The 20781-nt window shown below is 73.1% G+C and carries 5 protein-coding genes; all 5 read left to right on the top strand.

All coding sequences use genetic code 11. The features are described 5' to 3' along the window. Window positions 1-3: 3 nt before the first annotated feature. The 5 genes from ACWIHY_RS07950 to ACWIHY_RS07930 all read left to right on the top strand — a co-directional run bounded on the left by ACWIHY_RS07950 (window position 4) and on the right by ACWIHY_RS07930 (window position 20744). Entirely contained in the window at window positions 4-1653 is a 1650-nt protein-coding gene (locus ACWIHY_RS07950) for an NAD(P)/FAD-dependent oxidoreductase (RefSeq protein ID WP_454374757.1), read from the top strand. Window positions 1654-1866: 213 nt separating this feature from the next. Continuing rightward, window positions 1867-8154, top strand: a complete 6288-nt coding sequence (locus tag ACWIHY_RS07945; RefSeq protein WP_454374756.1) for an SDR family NAD(P)-dependent oxidoreductase — start codon at window positions 1867-1869, stop codon at window positions 8152-8154. Between the two features lie 55 nt (window positions 8155-8209). Then, the gene (locus ACWIHY_RS07940; protein WP_454374755.1) at window positions 8210-17467 is read left to right on the top strand and encodes an SDR family NAD(P)-dependent oxidoreductase; all 9258 of its coding nucleotides are present in this window, start codon (window positions 8210-8212) and stop codon (window positions 17465-17467) included. An 11-nt stretch (window positions 17468-17478) separates the two neighbouring features. Further along, window positions 17479-19962, top strand: coding sequence for a beta-ketoacyl synthase N-terminal-like domain-containing protein (locus ACWIHY_RS07935; protein ID WP_454374754.1), 2484 nt, complete (start codon window positions 17479-17481; stop codon window positions 19960-19962). Continuing rightward, entirely contained in the window at window positions 19959-20744 is a 786-nt protein-coding gene (locus tag ACWIHY_RS07930; RefSeq protein WP_454374753.1) for a thioesterase II family protein, read from the top strand. Before ACWIHY_RS07935 ends, ACWIHY_RS07930 begins: the two co-directional genes overlap by 4 nt. Window positions 20745-20781 lie beyond the last annotated feature (37 nt).

Below are 20781 nucleotides of genomic sequence, written 5' to 3'. Positions count from 1 at the left end.
CGTATGACCGCCGCACATCGGATGGCGCAGCAGTACGACGTGGCGATACTGGGCAGCGGTATGGCTGGTGGCATGCTGGGTGCGGTACTGGCCCGCAATGGCGTCAAAGTCCTCCTCCTGGACGCGGGAACACACCCGCGGTTCGCAGTCGGTGAGTCCACCATTCCCTACACATCGGGAATGACCCGGCTCATCGCCGACCGGTACCAGGTGCCGGAAATCATGCCGCTGTCCAGCCACAAGGGCATCACGAAACATGTGTCCAGGTACTGCGGACAGAAGCAGAACTTCGGCTTCGTATATCACGAAGAGGGAAAGCGGCAGAATCCCACGAAGGTCAATCAGCTGGTGGTCCCTTCGGCCATCAGGACCGAAACGCACCTCTTCCGCCAGGACATCGACTCGTACCTGTTCAATGTGGCGGTCAAGTACGGGGCCCACCCCCGGCTGGCGACCCGTGTCACCGACGTCGAGATCGATCCGGACAAGGGCACACTGCTGCGCACGGATCGAGGTGAGGAATTCCGTGCCAGTTACGTCGTCGACGGCAGCGGATTCCGCTCGCCGCTGGCGGAGAAGTTCGAGCTGCGCGAAACCCCGACCCGTGCCCGCACGCACTCGCGGACTCTCTTCACGCACATGATCGGTGTGGCGCCGTTCGACGACGCGCCGGCCGCCAGGAAGCACCGGCAGCCCAACCCCTGGCACAACGGCACCCTGCACCATGTCTTCGACGGCGGCTGGCTGTGGGTGATCCCGTTCGACAATCACCCCGACTCGATCAACCCGCTCTGCAGTGTGGGCCTCACGCTCGATCCGCGGGTCTTCCCCAAGGACGAAACCCCGGCTCAGCAGGAGTTCGACGCCTTCCTCGCCCGCTTCCCGGAGATCGCCTGGCAGTTCCGCGAAGCCAAGGCGGTACGCCCCTGGGTGTCGACGGGCCGGCTGCAGTACTCGGCCAAACAGGTCGTGGGAGACCGCTTCTGCCTCACCTCGCACGCCGCCGGGTTCATCGACGCGCTGTACTCGCGCGGGCTGACCAACACCCTCGAACTGGTCAACGCCCTCGGCTGGCGGCTGATCGCCGCATCCCGCGACGGCGACTGGTCCCAGGAGCGTTTCAGCTATCTGGAAACCCTCCAGCAGGGTCTCTTCGATTTCCATGACGACCTGGTCTACAGCTCCTTCGTGGGGTTCCGCGACTATGAGCTGTGGAACGCGGTGAACCGCACCTGGATGCTCGGCACGATGCTGGGCAACGTCATGCTGGAGGACGCGTACTACCGTTTCACACGTTCTCGCGACGACAACGTGTTCCTCGAGCTGGAGAAGAGCACCAACCCGGGGTCTCCGCTGCCCGTGAGCGAGGCGTTCAACAGAATGGGTGTACTCGCCAGGGAGGTGTGCCAGTCGGTCGAGGCCGGAGGCGTCACACCGACCGCCGGAGCAGCTCGGATTCTGGAACACATCCGGCAGGCCGATTTCATCGCACCCTCGTTCCGGTTCGGAGATCGCGAAACGCAGTGCTTCAGCATGTCACCCGTGAAGATGGCGACGAATGCCGTGTGGTGCCGCCGTGAAGCTCCACCCGAGATCGGACCCAGGATGATCAATGCGAGCAAGGGTCTCGTACGCATGCGGCTGCGCGGCTGAGCATTCTGCCGCCGCGGCGGTGAACCCCTGTCCTGTGGATAGGGGTTCACCGCTGTAAGTACCGCGAATGTCAGGGGTGTTGGGCCGGGAACGCGAAGCCTAATCTGGCCGCAACGGCGCGTGAGCAGACGGGGAGCAATGGCGCTCCTGACACAGCCGCGCCGGCTTCGGGAATTTCTTCCCAGAATCCGCACCAGCACGAGAAGGCAGTGTATGGACGCGAACACAGCGCAGGACACCGCGGAGTTCATCGCCGTCGTCGGCATGGCGGGCCGCTTCCCGGGCGCGCCGGACACGGACCGTCTGTGGGATCTGCTGATGGAGCGTGGCGACGCCATCCGACCCGTACCGGCCGACCGCTGGGACGCGTCGGCGCCGCTGGACCCGGAGCGGGAGATCCAGGGCGTGGGCGGATTCCTGGACGACGTCGACCGATTCGACGCGGCCTTCTTCGGTATATCCCCGCGCGAGGCCGCCGCCATCGACCCCCAGCAGCGCCTCATGCTCGAAGAGGCCTGGCGCGCCCTGGAAGACGCGGGCCAGCGTGTTTCCGACCTCGCGGGCACTCGTACCGGCGTGTACGTCGGCGCGTCCTGGCACGACTACGAGCTGCTGCGCAAGGATCGCGGCGCGGCCCCCACCCAGCACAGTCTGGTGGGCAACGCGCTGGACGTCATCGCCGCCCGGCTGTCGTACGTGTTCCGGCTGCGCGGACCGAGCCTCACGGTCGAAACGGGCTGTTCGTCCTCGCTCGTGGCCCTGAACCTGGCAGCGCAGGCACTGCGCCAGGGCGAGATAGACGCGGCACTGGTCGGCGGGGTCAACCTCATCCTGGATCCGCATGTGACCGTCGGCCTCACCCACTTCGGCGCCCTCTCCCCCCATGGCCGGTGTGCCACCTTCTCGGCGGAGGCCGACGGCTTTGTACGGGGGGAAGGTGTCGCCGCCCTCTACGTGAAGACCCTCGACCGAGCCCTCGCCGACGGCGACCGCATCCACGCGGTCATCACCCGCACGGTCGTCAACAACGACGGCGGCGGCGACAGCCTGGTGACCCCCAGCCCCGAGGGCCAGGAGGACCTGCTGACGCGGGCCTACGGTGACGGTGGCGTGCCCTTGGAGAAGCTCGCCTACATCGAGGCGCACGGCACGGGAACCGGCCGCGGTGACCCGATCGAGGTCACCGCCATCGGCCGCACCGTCGCAGGACACCGCACCGGCGGCCCCCTGCTCATCGGATCGGTCAAGACCAACATCGGCCACCTGGAGGCCGCCGCCGGCATAACCGGCCTGTTCAAGATCCTCCTCTCGCTACGGCACCGCACCGTGCCGCCGAGCCTGCACTCGGAGGTGCTCAACCCCGCGATCCCGTTCGACGACCTCAATCTGCGCGTCGTGCGCGAACCTCAGGCCCTGCCGGGCGACGAGCCGCTCTACATGGGTGTCAACTCCTTCGGATGGGGCGGCACCAACGCCCACGTCGTCGTGATGAGCCCCCCGGCGCCGACCGGGGCGGAGCCAGGGATACCGTCCGTGGACACCGGCCTGCCCGCACTCGTCACCCTCTCCGCGCAGCAGCCGCCCGCTCTCGCCCGGCGGGCGGGGGAGCTCGCCGCCGCCCTTCCCGCCGGGTCCGGCGAGGACACCGCCCTCACCGACCTGGCCGGCACCCTCGCCTGGCGCCGCGACCACTTCCCGTTCCGCGCCGCGTTCGTCGCCGAACGGCGGGAAGAACTCCGCACCTCGCTCACCGCCTTCACCGACTCGGGCCAGGAGACCGACATCGCGGGCGTCGTCCGCGGCCGGGCCGTGCCACACGGGCGCACCGCGTTCGTGTTCCCGGGCCAGGGCTCCCAATGGAGCGCCATGGGCCGGGAACTGTACCGGGACAGCCCGTTGTTCGCGGATGTCGTACGCCGCTGCCGCGCGGCCCTCGCCCCCCACGTCGACTGGGACCTCCTCGGCATGTTCGACGGCACGGCCGGCGACGAGTGGACGACCCGCATCGACATGCTGCAGCCCACCCTGTGGGCGATGTCGCTCGGTCTCGCCGAGCTGTGGCGCGCCTGTGGTGTGGAACCCGACGTCGTCCTCGGCCACAGCCAGGGCGAGATCACGGCCGCCACCGCGGCCGGCATCCTCAGTTACGAGGACGCCGCTCTGGTGATGGCCCGCCGCAGCGCCATCGCGCGGCGCACCTCCGGACACGGCCGGATGCTCGCTGTCGATCTGGACCGCGAGGCGGCCGTCGCGGCTCTGGAAGGCTTCGAGGACACCGTCTCCCTCGCCGTGCACAACGGACCTCACTCATGTGTCCTGTCGGGAGAGAAGGACTCCGTGCTGATGCTCCAGGAGCTCCTCGAGGCGGAGGGCACCTACTGCAGACTGGTCAACGTCGACTACGCCTCGCACAGCCCGCAGATGGACGCGCTGGAGGACGACCTGCTTCAGGCGCTCGCGCCCGCGGCGCCGCGGGCCGGTTCCGTCGCCCTGATGTCGACCGTACGGACCAGGCTCCTGGACGGGGCCGAGATGGACGCCGCGTACTGGGTGGAGAATCTGCGCAGCCCCGTCCTGTTCGCCGACGCCCTGCAGGCCCTGCTGGACGACGGCGTCACCCATGTCGTCGAGATCAGCCCGCACCCGGTGCTCGCCCCGGCCATCGAGCAACTCGCCGCCTCCCGGCCCGAACCGCCGGCCGTCCTGACCACGCTGCGCCGCCACCACGGCAGCCGTGACGACTTCGCCCTGGCGCTCGGCAGCGCCTACGTCGCCGGGCTCGAGCCGTTCGGCGCGCTGCCGCGCCGTGCCCTTGCCCCCGTGCCGGGGCACCCCCTCGAAGGCGAGAGCCACTGGACGCCCCGGCGGCAGCGCGGCTCGGGAGCGGTCCGCGGGTTCGACCCGGAGCTCGGCCCGGCTCCCGGCCGGCCGGACGTGTGGCACGCCGAACTCGAACTCGCGGTACCCGATCTGCCCTGGCTCGCCGACCACCGGGTGTACGACGCCACGGTGCTGCCGGGCGCGGGGATGCTGACACTCGCCGCGCACACCGTACGGGCCCGTACCGGCACCCTGCCCGCCCGCATCGACGACGTCGTCTTCCACAAGGAGATAGCGCTGGGCGACGAGCCCGTGCGCCTGACCGCCGAATGGCACGACGACGGCGCCCGCGGAGCGTTCCGGCTGCTGTCCCTGCCGCCCGGCGGTAGGCAGTGGACCGTGAACACCACCGCCCAGGTCGGCCCGGGCGCCGACGGCCCCGGCAGGCCCGAGTTCCCCGACTGGTACGAACAGGCCGCGAGCACCGATCCGGACGACTTCTACGCGGCGTGCTCCGCCCGCGGCCTGAACTACGGGGAGGCCTTCCGCGCCGTGCACGCCCTCAGGCCGTCCCCCACGGGCGGGGAGGCCGTCGGCGAAGTGGTGCTCGCGGAGCGACTGCGCGCGGGCAACCGGCCACACGTCCTGCACCCGGCTTTGTGGGACGGGGCCCTCCAGGTCGCGCTGGCGCTCGACGAGGGCGACGAGGCCGTCGTGCCCACCACCGTGGGAAGCGTACGGCTGCTGGACGACCGCGACGAACCCGTGGCACGGGTGTGGTCGCACGCGGTGCGGCGGCCCGACGGCGCCGTGGACATCGTCGTCTTCGACGAGGAGCGCAAGCCGCTGCTGACCATGGAACGGCTCACACTGGAGCCGCTGCCGGGCGCAGGCGACGAGACGTCCGACGCCGGACGTCTGCACCGCATCCGCTGGACCGACGTCACGGCCCCGGCGAAGGAGAGCCGGACCTCCGAGGACGCGCGGAGCGAACCGGCCGCGGCCGGCGGTGGCCGCTGGATCGTCCAGGGGGACGCGACAGGTCCCGCCGGCGAACTGGCCGACGCGCTGGCCGCCGCCGGCGCCACCACCGTCGGCGCCGACGCCGGCGATCCGCTCGCCGTCGACGGAGCGGAGCCGGACGGCGTCGTGTTCATGGCACCAGGCGCCCGTTCCGGCCCGGCCGCCCAGCGTGAGGCGCTGAACCGGCTCGCCGTACTGGTACGCGCCTGCACGGCGCTCGGCGTCCCGCCGAAGCTCGCTGTGGTCACCGACGGGGCCCAGGCCGCGGACGGGGAGCACGTGCCGGACCCGGGGGGCGCCCAGTTCTGGGGCTTCACCCGCGTACTGCGCCGCGAGCACGGCGAGCTGGAGCCACGGCTGATCGACGTCGTACCGTCCGAAGCGGGCTGGGCCGCCGTCTGCGCCGACGAGATCCTGGGCTGTGGCACGGAGGACCAGATCGCACTGCGCGCCGACCGCAGGCTCGCGGCCCGGATCGTACGCGGAACCGGCTCCGTGATGCCCGGCGCCGAGTCCGGGGCGGCGGCACTGCCCGCGCCGGGCACACCGCACCAGCCCTTCAGGGTCCGGCCCGCCGCGACACGGCGAGGCGAGGCGGAGTGCGTACCCCTGGGCCGGCGTGTTCCGGGGCCCGGTGAGGCGGAGATCGAGATCTCCGCCTCCGCCGTGGACACCGACGACGTACGCGCCGCCCGTTCCGGCACGGCCACCGGCGCGGACGGCGGGCCGCACCTCGGCAGCGTGTGCGCCGGCACGGTGGTCGCCGTCGGACCGGGAGCCGGCGAACTCGCCGTCGGCGAACGGGTGGTGGCCTGTTCCCGTGGGGCCCTGGCCAGCCACGTCACCGTACCCGCCGGGCACGTCCGCAAGGTTCGCGACGGACTCCGCGACGAGGACGCGGCAGCGCTGCTCCTCGCCCACCTCACCGCCTGGTACGCCCTCGCGGACCTCGGCAGGCTCGAACAGGGCGAGACCGTGCTCGTGCACTGTGCGGGCGACGGCCCCGGGATCGCGATGGCGCGGGTGGCCCGTGTCCTGGGCGCCCGAGTCGTCGCGGCCGACGCCTCCGAGGAAGGCCGCGACCGCTTCACGGAGTTGGGCATCACCGACGTACTCGACCCGGGCGATCCCTCGTGGCTCAGCGGGCTCGCGCGGCTCACCGGAGGACGCGGCGCGGACGTCGTCGTCGGACCGTACACCGGAACCGCCGTGCGGTCCGGGCTGGAACTGCTCGCCGACGGCGGCCGTTTCCTGGACACCGGCACCCACACTCCGCAGGCCGGCCGCTCCGTCCCGCTGGACGTGCTCCGCAGGGGCGTCAGCCTCTCCGCGGTCGACCTGACCGGGCTGATCACGGGCCGGCCCGGGCGCCTCGCCCGCCTGCTCGGCGAGGTCTGGGACCTGGTCGAGGCCGGCCGGCTCGAACCTGTGCCGGTGCGCCGCCACTCCTTCGAGCAGCTGGCACAAGCCCTGCGCCAGGCACCGTACGGCGGCGGCGAGACGACCGTCGTCACGGCACCTACACCGGGCGGCGCGCGGGTGACACCTGTTCCGATGCCCGACGGCCGCTTCCGCGCCGACGGAACGTACCTGATCACCGGTGGTCTGGGGGCGCTCGGACTGTCGCTCGCCGAGTTCCTCGCGCACCACGGCGCCGGGCATCTGGCGCTGCTGGGCCGGTCGGCGCCCGGCCCGGAGGCTCAGCGGCGGCTGGAAGCACTCGACGCCGCCGGCGTCCGGGTCGAGACCGTAATGTGCGACGTCGGCGCCCCGGAGGCCCTGGACCGGGCCCTTGTCCGGCTGCGGGAGCAACTCCCCCCGCTGCGCGGCGTCGTACACGCCGCCGGGACCCTCGACGATGCCACCGTCCGCAACATCACGCCGCAACAACTGGCCGCTGTGCTTACTCCCAAGGTGGACGGCGCGCGCCATCTGGACGCCGCGACCGCGGACGATCCGCTCGACTTCTTCGTCCTGTTCTCCTCCGCCGCCGCCCTGGTGGGCAACACCGGCCAGGCCGTGTACGCCGCGGGCAACGCCTGTCTCGACGCCCTCGCCGAAGCCAGGCGCCGCCGCGGCCGGCCCGCGCTCAGCGTGCAGTGGGGCCCGGTCGCCGACGTCGGGCTCGCCGCCGACGACGCCCGGCGCGGAGCCCGGCTCGAGGAGCGGGGCATGGGCGGCATCGGCGTCGACGAGGCGTGGCCCGCGCTGGTCCGGCTGCTCGGTCAGGACGAGCCCGTCGTCGGATATGTGCCCATCAATCTGCGGCAGTGGTTCGACGCCTACCCCGACACGGCCGCGCTGGCGAGCTGGGCCCTGCTGCGCGCCGAGGCCCAGAACACCGGCGGGGGCGAGTCGGGAGCGGGGTTCCGCGCTCGCCTGGAGGCCGCGGCGCCGGAGGAACGGACCGGTGTGGTCGAGGCAGTCGTACGCGAACTCGCAGGCCGGGTTCTGCGGATCGAGCCGGGGGGCGTGGACGGGGACACCCCGTTCAAGGCGCTCGGGCTGGACTCCCTGATGAGCCTCGAACTGCGCAACCGTCTCGAAGCGGCTCTGGGACTGCGGCTGTCCCCGACCCTGCTGTGGTCCTACGGCAGCCCCCGGGCGCTGGCCGGCGCGCTCGCGGACCAGTTGACGGCGGCGACGGTGGAGGGCTGACCGACGACGACACCGCCTCTCCGCCCGTCCCGCCCCCACTGCGAGGAACCCGTACATGGAGCAGAACAGCACGTCCGCACCCGCCCAGCCGGCCAAGCAGACCCCGCTGACCCGCGCGCTCGCCACCATCCGCACCCTGCAGCGGCGGCTGGGCGAGCAGGAGGGAAACCAGCCGATCGCCGTCGTCGGCGTCGGTCTGCGCCTGCCCGGCGGCATCGACGACCTCGACAGCTACTGGACGGCGCTCGCCGAGGGCCGCGACCTGGTACGTCCCCTGCCCGCCGCCCGCCGGGAACCGTTCGCGGCGGAGTGGCAGGGGCTGCCGCAGCGCGGCGGATTCCTCGACGAAGTGCTGGACTTCGACGCCGACTTCTTCGGCATCAGTCCGCGCGAGGCGCGCCATCTCGACCCCCAGCACCGACTGCTCCTCGAAGTGACCTGGGAGGCACTGGAGAACGCGGCTCTGCCCGCCGACCGGCTCGCCGGCACCAGTACCGGGCTCTACCTGGGCATCATGTGGCAGGACTACCGGGACTGGCTGGCCGGCGAACCCGACGCGTACTGGACCACCGGAAACGGGCACAACTTCGCGGCCGGGCGCATCGCTTACGCGCTCGGCCTGAACGGCCCCGCCCTCTCGGTCGACACCGCGTGCTCCTCGTCGCTCGTCGCGGTCCACCTCGCGGTGCAGGCGCTGCGGCGCGGCGAGTGCGAGACGGCGTTCGCCGCCGGAGTCAATCTGATCATGTCGCCGAGGTCCATGCGGCTGGTGCAGGAGACCCGTTCGCTGTCGCCAGACGGCCTGTGCCGTACCTTCGACGCGCGCGCCGCCGGTTTCACCCGGGGGGAGGGCTGCGGCGCGGTCGTCCTCAAACGGCTGGACCACGCGCTGCGCGACGGCGACCGCGTCCATGCCGTGATCCGCGGCTCGGCTCTCAACCAGGACGGCCGTTCGGGGGGCTTCACCGCGCCCAACGTCCTCTCACAGGTCTCCCTCATCGAGACGGCGCTGTCCGCCGCCGGGATCGAGCCCGCCGACATCGGCTATGTCGAGGCGCACGGCACCGGCACACCGCTGGGCGACCCCATCGAGATGGAGGCTCTGGCGACGGCGCTCGGCCGGCGCAACGGCGGCGCGCCGCTGCCGGTCGGCGCGGTCAAGACGAACTTCGGGCACCTCGAGTCCGCCGCCGGAATCGCCGGTCTGGCCAAGGCCGTTCTCTGCCTGCGCCACCGGCAGGTACCGCCCGTGGTCCACTTCAACACGCTCAACCCGCGGATCGACCTCTCCGGCACCGGCATGACCGTGCCCAGCACGCTCACCGACTGGTCCACAGACAGCGGCGATCTCGCCGCGGTCAGCTCCTTCGGCATGAGCGGCACCAACGCGCAGGTCGTCCTCGGACTCCCCACGGCGGACGAGGTGTCCGCACTCGCCCCCGCCCCCACCTCACAGGGCACCGCCGTCACGGGGTTCGAGATCTCCGCCAGGAACCCGCAAGCACTGCGGGAGCTGGCGGGCCGGTACGCCGAGCGGCTCGCGGGCCTCCCGGCCGGTGACTATGCTGCCTTCGCTCACACGGCGGGTGCGGGACGGGCACGCATGGAGACCCGGGCGCGCATCACGGCCGACGGGCCCGCCGCGGCCGCGCAGCAGCTGCGTTCCCTGGCCGAGGGCATGGACGACCCGGCTGTGACGGCCGCCGGGACGGCAGGGGCGGAACACCCCGGTGACGAGCTTCCCCGTCGCGTGGTCGACCTGCCGTCCTACCCGTGGCAGCGGCGTCGGCACGCCCCCGCGCCACTGTCCCCGGCGAGCCTGCCCGCGCCCGCGGCGTCCTCAGCGGCAACCGGGCACCCGGTGGCCCATCACATCGTCTGGGAGCCCGCGTCGTTCGCGCCGACCGAGCCCCCCGGCCCGGACGGCGACCTGGTACTGGCGGGCGACGACACCGCCCTGCTGCGGCAGCTCGTGGACCAGGCCGTCGAGCGCTCCATCGGGGGCACACTGCTCGTCCCGGCGACGGGCGCTCCGGCCGAAACGGCCACCGCACCCGCGGCCCCGGCCGTCCCCGGCGCACCGGGTTGGCGGACCGGGGCCCTGCCCGGGAGCGGTCCGGACTGGCGCGCTTTCTGGGAGGGACGCCCACCCGGTGAAGCGGCCACCCTCGTCCTCGCCATGAGCGCCGGCCCCCAGCCGCCCGGCGAATCGCCCGGTGCGGATCCGGGCGCGGCGGGCGCTGCCGTGTGTGCCGCCGTGACGACGGCTGTCGCCGCCGCTCCGGCCGGCGGGCCACCGCACAAGGTGCTGGCCCTCACGCGTGCGGCCCGCCGCACCGCGCCCGGAGACCAGGTGACCTACACCGGTCACGGCGCACTGCACGGGCTGGCACCGGTACTCGGCCTGGAACTCCCCACCTCCTGGGGCGGCGTCATCGACCTGCCGGACCGCCCGCAGGCGCGGGACCTCGGCGCGCTGCTGGATCGCGTCGCCACAGGCGCAGGCCCGGGCGCCGCACCTCCCGCCTCCGCCGACCTGGCGGCCGTGCGCGACGGCCGCACGCTGGTCGCTCGCCTGCGCCCCGTGTCGGAGGAGGCGGCCGCGAAGCCCTTGCCGGTGCGCGCGGACGCCACGTACATCGTGACCGGGGGCCTCGGTGCCGTCGGCCGCGAGCTGGTCACCGACCTGGTACGCCGCGGCGCCCGCCATCTCCTGCTCATCGGCCGCCGGCCCGAGGAAGCGCTGGGCGAGGACGCCGCCGAACTGCTGGCCCGGCTGCGGCGGGACACCGCCCGGACCGAGTACCGGGGCGGCGGCTGCGACACGGACGCAGCGCTCGCGCGGGCGTGCGCGGTCCTGGAGCTGATGCCGCCCGTACGCGGAGTCGTCCACGCGGCCGGTACGGTCGAACGGGCGCCGGCCGCGCACACCGGTCCCGCGGAGTTCGCCGCCGCGCTGCGGAACAAGGCCGCGGGAGCCTGGTGGCTGCACCGGGCGTCGGCGGACTGGGAACTCGACTTCTTCACCCTGGTCTCCTCGGTGTCGGCCGTGTGGGGCACCGAGGAGTGCGCCGCCTACGCCGCGGCCAACGGGGCGCTCGACGCCCTCGCCGCGCACCGCGTGTCCCTCGGGCTCCCCGCGGTGAGCATCGCCTACGGCCCCTGGGCGCTGGAGGGCCGGGGCATGGCCGACAGTGCCTCGCTGGCGCTGTACGCCCGGCTCGGGGTCGGCGCCCTCGACGCCGCTCAGGGCTGCGGCGCGCTGACCGCGGCGGCCCCCGGTGACGGGGGCCATGTGGTGGCCTGTCCACTGGACCTGGCCCGCTTCCGGCACGTCATGTCGGGGCTGCGTCCCCGAGGGCTGACTGCTCCCGGACCGGCTCGGCCGGACGAAGCCGGGAACTCCACCGGCACCGGCCCCGGCGAAGACGCCGTGGCGGAGCCGTTCGTGGGGGAAGAGCTCGCCGGGCTCCCCGAGAGCGCCCGCACCGACGCCGCGCGGAGGCACGTGACCCGCATCCTGGCCGATGTCCTCGGACACGACGACGCCGGCGCGGTACGGCAGGACACCGGGTTCTTCGACCTCGGCCTCGACTCGATCGCCGCGGTTGATCTGGTGGCCCGGCTGTCCGCCGCCTTCGGCGCGGCCCTGGCCGTCGCCGACGTCTTCGACCACCCCACGGTCACCCGGCTCGCCGAGTTCGTCATGAGCCGCCCCACCCGGGACGCGCCGCCCCGGGCCACGCGTCCGCACGGCTCCCCGGCCCCGGCCGGAGCCGTGCCGGACAACCCGCAGCACGGCGAACCGGGACCGAGGACCGCGCCCCCGCCCGCCACGCAGGACAACCCCGCGTCCTCGCCCGCCACGGCGGCGGGTCCGGAACCCGTGGCGATCGTCGGCATGGCCGGACGCTTTCCCGGCGCCGACTCCGTCGACGACCTGTGGGACTTGCTGAACGAGGGCCGGGACGGCGTCACCACCGTGCCCGCGGACCGCCGGGACACCGCCGTACGGCACGGTCAGGACCAGGAGGGAGCCATCCGCATCGCCAGCGACCAGGGCGGATTCCTGCGCCACATCGACCGCTTCGACGCCGACTTCTTCGACATCCCAGCCCGGGAGGCCGACAACCTCGACCCCCAGCAGCGGCTGTTGCTGGAATCGGCCTGGCACGCCCTGGAGGACTCCGGCACCGACCCGCACGGCCTGCGGAACACCCGGACCGGCGTGTTCGTCGGCGTCAGCTACGCCGACTACGCCAGGCTGCTCGCGCGCGGCGGGGCCGAGCACGTCGACGCGTACTACAGCACCGGCACGGCGCTCAACGCGGCGGCCGGCCGCATCGCCTACTTCCTCGGCCTGAACGGACCGGCCGTCGCCGTCGACACCGCCTGCTCCTCGTCCCTGGTGGCGATACATCTGGCGGTGCGCTCACTGCGCTCGGGCGAGACCGACGCCGTCCTCGCCGGAGGCGTCAACATCATGCTGGATCCGGCGTCGTCCGTCGCCGTGAGCCGGGCGCACATGCTGTCGCCGGACGGCCGTTGCCGTACGTTCTCGGCCGACGCCAACGGCTTCGTGCGCTCCGAGGGGTGCGGCGTCCTGGTCCTCAAGCGGCTCGGTGACGCCCGGCGCGACGGCGACCGGGTGCTCGCGGTCATCCGCGGCAGCGCCGTCAACCAGGACGGTGCTTCCTCCGGGCTGACCGCACCGAGCGGCACCGCCCAGGAGGCCATGCTCAACGCGGCGCTCCGCGACGCCGCCACCGAGCCCGGCGAGGTGTCCTACCTGGAGACGCACGGCACGGGCACGGCGCTCGGCGATCCCATCGAAGTGGGCGCGGCCTGGCGGGCTTTCGGCGCCGGCCGCCGGCCCGGCGAACCACTGCGGATCGGCTCGGTCAAGAGCAACATCGGGCACTGCGAGTCCGCCGCCGGCATGGCCTCGGTCATCAAGACGGTGCTCGCGCTGCGCAACGGCGTGCTGCCCGCCAACCTCCACTTCTCCCGGCCCAACCCGCACATCGACTGGGCGTCGATGAACGTGCAGGTCGTGGAGGCCCGCACGCCTTGGCGCGCGGGCACACGGCCCCGCGTGGCGGGGGTGTCGGGCTTCGGTTTCACCGGCACCAACGCCCATGTCGTACTCGCCGAGGCACCGGAGGTCCCCGAGGCGCCCGCGGTTCCGGTTCCGGCCGGCCCGCCACCGGGCGCCGAGGCATCCGGCCGGCTGCGGCTGCTGCCCCTGTCCGCGCCCGACGAGCACGGTCTGGAGCGGCTGTCCGAACTGTGGCGCCGGCGGCTCGACGGCGCGCCGGACGGCGAACTGGCCGCTCTGACTGCCACGGCCGGTGCCGGCCGCGCCCACTTCCGGCACCGCAGGGCGCTGCTCGGCCGCGACAGCGGGCAACTGCTCTCCGCGCTGGACGGCCCGGCTTCCGCCCCTGCGCCACACGCGCCGCGCATTGCCTTCCTGTTCTCCGGACAGGGCAGCCAGTACGCCGGAATGGGCCGCGAACTGTACGAGAGCGAACCGGTCTTCAGGGAGGCGTACGACGCCTGCGACCGGATACTGGCCCCGGCGCTCGGCGCCTCGCTCACCGGACTCGTGCTGTACGGGGACGACCCGGGAGCGGTCGACGAGACCCGCGTGACCCAGCCCGCGCTCGTCTCGCTCGAGGTGGCGCTCGCCGAGCTCTGGAAATCGTGGGGCGTCGTCCCGTCCGTGGTGATGGGCCACAGCGTCGGCGAGATCGCAGCCGCGATGACCGCCGGTGTGATGGACCTGCCCACCGGTCTGACCCTGATCGCGGACCGTGCCCGGCTGATGCAGGCGACCGAACGTGGCGCCATGCTCGCCGTGATGGCCCCGGAGGAGGACACGGTGGGCTGGGCGCGGGAGTTCCGGCTGGACATCGCCGCGGTCAACGGCCCCCGGGCGACGGTGGTCTCGGGGGCTCCGGAAGAGATCGGGGCCTTCGCGGCCCGGCTCACCGAACGCTCGGTACGACACCGGCGGCTCAGCGTCTCGCACGCCTTCCACTCGCGGCTGCTGGACCCGGCCCTGGACGAGTTCGCCGCTTCGCTCGCCGGTGTGAAGTTCGCCGCGCCGGCGGTGCCGGTCATCTCGAACGTGTCCGGCCGGATCGCCGCGGCCGACGAGTACGACGCCGGCTACTGGCGCCGCCATGCCCGTCAGCCGGTCCGCTTCCTCGACGGGGCTTCCCGGCTGGCCGCCCTCGACGTGGACATCTGCCTCGAGATCGGGCCCGACCGGACGCTGGTCAACCTGGTCCAGGCCGCGGGCCTGGCCCCGCACGGAGGCATCGCCTCCTCGTTGCGACGGAAGGCCGGCGATCGGGACACCCTGCTCGCCTCCGCCGCGAAGCTGTACGAGCGCGGTCAGGATCTCGACTGGCGCCGGATACACGGCCCGGCCGACGCCCGGCGTCCCGACGCCCCGCGCTACCCCTTCGCGGCTTCCCGGTACTGGGCGCCGCCCGCAGCGAACGGCGCGAAGCCGCCCGCACCCGAGCCGCACCCGAGGCCCTCGGACGCACCCGCCTGGGGACGGGAACTGCGCTCGCCGGCGCTCCACGGACGGGTCTTCGCCACGGAACGCAGCACCGTCTACCCGCCCCACCTGACGGACCACCGGCTCTTCGGCGTCGTCTCCGTACCCGGGGCTTCCCAGATGGCGACCGCCCTGTCGGCGCTCGGCAGTTCGGGCGCGCCCGTCGTCCTGGAGGACCTGCACTTCCCCCGCGCCCTCGTCCTGCGCGACGGGGAACGCTACGACCTCCAGACCATCGAAGCGGAGCAGGACCACGGCATCAGGACCGTCAGCGTGCAGAGCCTCGTCGACCGGGACCTCGGCCAGTGGCAGGAGCACCTCGCCGCGCGGTTGGCGCCCCCGGAGGCCGGCCGCGGGCGCCCGGCGCCCGACCACCGGTCGTTCGCCGCCGCGGCCCAAAGGCACCTGTCCGGTGACGACTTCTATGCCCATCTGCGGACCCTCGGCTACCACCTGGGACCGTCGTTCCGGTGGATCCGCGACGTCTGGATCCACGGTGACGAGGCGATCGTCCGGTTCGCCGAGCCCGACGAGATGAACGAAAGCCCCGAAGGCTACGAGATCCACCCCGGGCTGCTCGACTCCTGCCTGCAGAGCACGGTCGCGTTCGCGGTCGCCGCCGCGCAGCCCGGCTCCGTCACCGAGGAGGCAGCCCTTGCCGTACCCTTCGCGGCCGACCGTGTCTCCTTCCCCGGACGCCCCGCACGTGACAAGGGGCTGTGGGGTCATGTGAGGGCCGTACGGAGCGCCGGGGAGTCGGCCGATTTCCTCGACATCGAGTCGGCGGACCTGCACCTGTTCGGCGAAGACGGGACGACGGTTCTGGCCGTCGACCGGTTCAGGTTTCGCCGCGCCCCCAGGGAACTGCTGGAGCGCTCGCTGCGGCAGCGGACGGAGCACGCCCATGTGCTGCGCGCGGTGGATACCGGCCGGACTGTCCCGGCCGGCGCGGGAAGATCCCGCCGAATCACTGTCGCCGGGGCGGGCCAACCGCTCGTCACGTCGCTGGTGCGGGCCCTTGAGGGTCTCGGCCACCGGGTCACCGTCGTCACCGAACCCGCGTCCGTACCCGGAACAGCGGCCACCGCAGCCGACTTGACGCTGGACGCCCGCTTCCTCGCGGCAGCGGCGGATGGGCCGATTGGCACGGCCGGTGTCCTCTCCCGCGTACAGGCCCTGACGCACACTTTGCAGAACGCTCCGCGCGACGTTCCCTACGCCGTGCTGTGCGCCGGCCCCGCCGAAGGGGGTGACCCCCGCGGGCCGCTGCGGGAGGCGCTGTGGGGGATGCTCGCCTCGCTGGAGGCGGAGCAGCACGACCGCAGGCTGGTGCGGATCACGGCTGCCGAGGGAGCGGGTGCCGCCGACCTGGCCCGGGCCCTGACGGGGATGCTCGACGCCGGGCTGCCCGAGACGCGGCTGGAGGTCGGCGCCGACGGGGTGCGTGCCGTGCGGCTGGTGCCGTACTCCGCCTCCGCGCCGCCCCGGAGGCCGGACTTCGCGGGCTCGGCGGCGCTGATCACCGGAGGCCTCGGTGCCCTCGGGCTCAGCACCGCGGAGATCCTCGCGGACTGGGGGGTGGGCGCCGTGACGCTGATGGGCCGCTCCGCCCCCGACGAGGCCGCGAGCGAGGTCATCGACGCGCTCGGTGCCCGGGGTGTGCGGGTCCAGGTCGTACGGGGAGATGTGACCGACGCCGACGACTGCCGGCGGGCGGTCGCCGATGCCGGGCGTCACGCCCCGCTCCGGCTGGTCTTCCACCTGGCCGGCGTCACACGCGACGGCGCCTTCGAGAACCTCGACGACCGGGCCTTCGCCGACGTCTTCGCCGCCAAGGCGGCGGGCGCGGCACAACTGGCCGCCGTTCTCGAAGGACACGAGCTCGACGCCTTCGTGCTGTACTCGTCCGTCGCGGGTGTCCTCGGGTCGCCGGGCCAGACCAACTACGCGGCCGCCAATGGCTGTCTGGACGGCCTCGCGCGGGCGCTGCGGGCGGACGGTGTGCCGGCCACCAGTGTGGCCTGGGGCCCCTGGACGCCCCGGCGGAAGGGCGGCATGGCCGCGTCGCAGGAGACAGGGCGGGCCATCGGCCGGCGTGGCATCCGGCCGCTCGACGACGACGAGGCCAAGGAACTGCTGCACCTCGCCGTCACCGGCCGGTCGTCCGGCCTGGTCGCCGTCGCCGTGGACAGCGTCCGCTACGCCGCCGAGGCGCACGGCCACCCTGGTGCGGCGCTGATGGGCACGGCACCGGTGGCCGGCGGACCGGCCACCACGGGGGGCAGGGGCGGGGGTCAGGACGACGCCGGGCGGCCGCGCGGCTGGTTGCGGAAACGGCTCGACGGACTCGACGCTCCGGCCTGTGACGAACAACTGCGCTCGGTGATCGGCGAGTTGGCGGCCGAAGCGCTCGGTGACCCGTCCCCGGTCGACGACGAACTCGGTTTCAGCGACATGGGGCTCGACTCGATCATGGTGATCGATCTGCGGACCCGGCTCTCGTACGCGCTGGGCGCCGACCTGCCCGCCACCGTCGCCCTCGACCACCCCACCGTCGCGTTGCTCGCCGCGTACGCCGCACGGCACGCGCCCGGTGCCGCCCCCGCACCGCGGAGCGCGGTCCCGGACGGCGACGGCAGCGACCCGGTGCCAGGCGCGGCACCCGACACCGACATCGCCGGCCTGTCGTTCGACGACCTCGTACACGCGGTGCGGGCAGACCTGTCAGAAGAGAAGTGAGGGCGCACACGGTGGAACCGGCAGAGATACGGCAGCTGATGGAGGACCAGCTACGGCTGTCCCGTCGGCAGCAGGCACGCATCCGCGAACTGGAGGCCGAGCGGCACGCCCCGATCGCCGTGGTCGGCATGGGGCTGAGACTCCCCGGTGGCCTGACCTCCCCCGACGAGTACTGGGACTTCCTGCGCGGCGGCACAACGGCGCTCGCCGGCATTCCGGAGGACCGCCCGGGGTTGCGTGCGGTGTACGATCCGGTCCCCGGCAAGCCGGGCAGATCGTACGTTGGCACAGCGGGATTCCTCGCCGACATCGCACACTTCGACGCTGATTTCTTCGGGATCTCGCAGCGCGAGGCCAAGCTCCTCGACCCCCAGCAGCGGCTGCTTCTGGAGACGTCGTGGGAGGCCATGGAGCGCGCGGGCATCGCCGTTCGCCGCTCCGACCGGCTCCCGGTCGGGGTCTACCTCGGCATCATGGCCTCCGAGTACACCGAGCGGCTCGAGGACCGCACCGACACGACACGTATCGACCCGTACTACACGACGGGCGGCGGGCTCTGCTTCGGCGCGGGCCGGATCAGCTATGTCATGGGCTTCTCCGGGCCCGTCGTGAGCGTGGACACCGCGTGCTCCTCCTCGCTCACGGCGCTGCACCTCGCGGTCAAGGGACTGCGTACGGGCGACTGCAGGTACGCGCTCGTCTGCGGCTCCAACCTGCTGCTGTCCGCCAACCTGATGGTCTCGCTGTCCCAGACCCGGGCGCTCGCGCCCGACGGCCGCTCGAAGTCCTTCCTGGCCTCCGCCGATGGCTACGGCCGCGGCGAAGGGGTCGGTGCGGTGGCGCTCATGAGGCTGGCGGACGCCGAGCGGGAGGGACGCCCCGTCCTCGCCGTCGTACGCGGCTCCGCCGTCAACCATGACGGTGCCGCCTCCGGGCTGACCGCCCCCAACGGCCCGGCCCAGCAGGAGGTCGTCCGAGCCGCCCTCGCCGACGCGGGCGTCGAACCGCGCGACCTCGGCTGGGTGGAGGCCCACGGCACCGGGACCAAGCTGGGCGACCCCATCGAGGTGGGCGCGCTCGACGCCGTCCTCGGCCCCGCGGTACGCGAGCGGGGCGTGCCACTGGCGATCGGCAGTGTCAAGTCCCGGCTGGGGCACCTGGAGGCGGCGTCCGGCATGGCGGCGCTCATCAAGACGGTGCTGATGCTGGAGCGGGCGGAGATCCCGGCAGCAGCCGACCCGGGGGACGGCGAGCTCAACCCGCACATCCCCTGGGACCGCATGGAGTTCACGGTGCCACGCGGCAACGCACCCTGGCCGGCGGCGCTGCCCCGGCGGGTCGCGGGTGTGAACTCCTTCGGCATGAGCGGCACCAACGTCCATGTGGTCCTCGAGGCGTACGCGTCACCGGAGCCGCCCGTGACCGCGGCCGAGAGCGAAGGCCGGCCCGAACTGCTCACCCTGTCCGCCAAGAACCCGGACGCGCTCGCGGACCTCGTCGCGGCGGTGACCGACCGTCTGCTGAAGACGGAACCCGCCCTGCTGGCCTCGCTCTGCCATACCTTGCGCAGCGGCCGTGCCGCTCACCCGTACCGGCTTACGGCCGTCGGACGCACACCCGCCGAGCTGGCCGAGGGCCTGGCGCGTGCCGCGCGCCGCACGCCGGAGGCCGCCAGGGCGCAGCGGCCACCGCGGGCGGTCACCCTGCGCGTTCCGGCGACGGACGGCCCGCCGTCCGCGGCGGTCGCCGCGCTCACCGCCGCGTTTCCCGACTGCGCCCCGGAACACACCGACGGGACGGCCGGCGCCACGGACCGGCTCGCGTCGGTCATCGGCCGGTTCGGTGTCCAGGTGCGCGTACAGCAGGACACCGCCGCCACCGACGACGGCGCGGGTGTTCAACGCGGTGCACCGGAGGGCGTACGCGTCGAGTGGGAGGACGAAGGCACCGTCGTCTCCCACCCGCTCGGTGCGGTGGAGGACGGCACAGCCGCCGGGGCGTTCGCGACGTGCGCCGGAGCGCTGTTCGAGGCGGGGGCCGATCTGCGTCTCGACGTGCTGCGCGCTCCAGGGGCGAGGCTGCTGGCCGACCTGCCCACGTACCCCTTCCGGCGCAAGCGCTTCTGGGTGGAGGAACCGACGCCCGCCGGTGACCGCGGCCCGGCGCCGAGGGCCGGCGCGGCGCGGGGGCAGGGGGAGGAGAGCGGCCCGGAAGCGGTCAGGGCCCATCTGACGAGAGTGCTGGTGGAGGCGCTGGACGCCTCGGACGCGCTGGACCTGCAGGGGTCCTTCCTCGACGCGGGCGGCGACTCGTTCATCTCGACGCTGTTCATCACCAAGGTGGAGGAGCGGTTCGAAGTCGGTCTGACACCGGAGGACCTGCCGCTCGACCTGCCGCTGGAGACGCTGCTCAGCAGGCTCACATCGGACATTCAGGGGCGCGCGGCGAACATCGCGGCGCAGGACCTCCCGGCGGAACAGGAGCGAAGCGCGTGATTCCCTTTCTGCGTCCACGCCGCAACGACAGCCCTTCCGTACGGCTGATCGTGTGTCACCACGCGGGAGGCTCCGGCACCGCCTATTTCCCGCTCGGGCGGCGACTGCCCGAAGACTGGGACGTGCTGCTGCTGGACCTGCCCGGCCGGGGCAAGCGGCACGCGGACGAGCCGCTGCGGACGATGACGGCCATGGTGGCGCGCGCGACGGAGGACATCCTGCCGTGGGCGGGTCCGCCCCTCGCGCTGTTCGGCCACAGCATGGGCGCGGTCGTCGCCGTGGAGACCGCTCGCGCGCTGGCGGAACGCGGCGTGCGTCCTGCCTGGGTGGGCGTGTCCGGGCGGCTCGCACCCGAGGACTGCGTACCGGACCGCCACCTCGATCCTGCGCTGCCGGACGAGGAGCTGATGGCGGGGCTGGCCGGTATGGGAGGTATTCCGGACCGGTTCGACGAGGTTCCCGAGTTCCGGCAGCGCTTCCTGCGCGTGGTGCGCGGCGATCTGTACGCCCTGGCCTCCCATCGCCCGGGCCCCGCCCGCCGTCCGCTGACCGTACCGCTCACGGCCTTCGGCGCCGACGGGGACCGGCTGGCGCCGTCTTCGCGGCTGCGCGGATGGTCGGCCGAGACCACGGGGACCTTCCGGCAGCGTGACTTCCGTGGCGGTCACTTCCACTTCCTCGACGACGCTTTCACAGGCCTGGCCGGGGTGCTGACACAGGAGATCGAGCAGGCCCTGCGGCCGCAGGCAGCCCCCGACGATCCGGTGAGGTCGACCGTGTGAGCGGTGACCCGCGCCCCTTTCCTCATGAGAGGCGAAC

The organism is Streptomyces sp. NPDC055287 (assembly GCF_053646035.1).
Note: the sequence above shows the minus strand (reverse complement) of the source record. Positions and strands in the feature narration are given on the sequence as shown.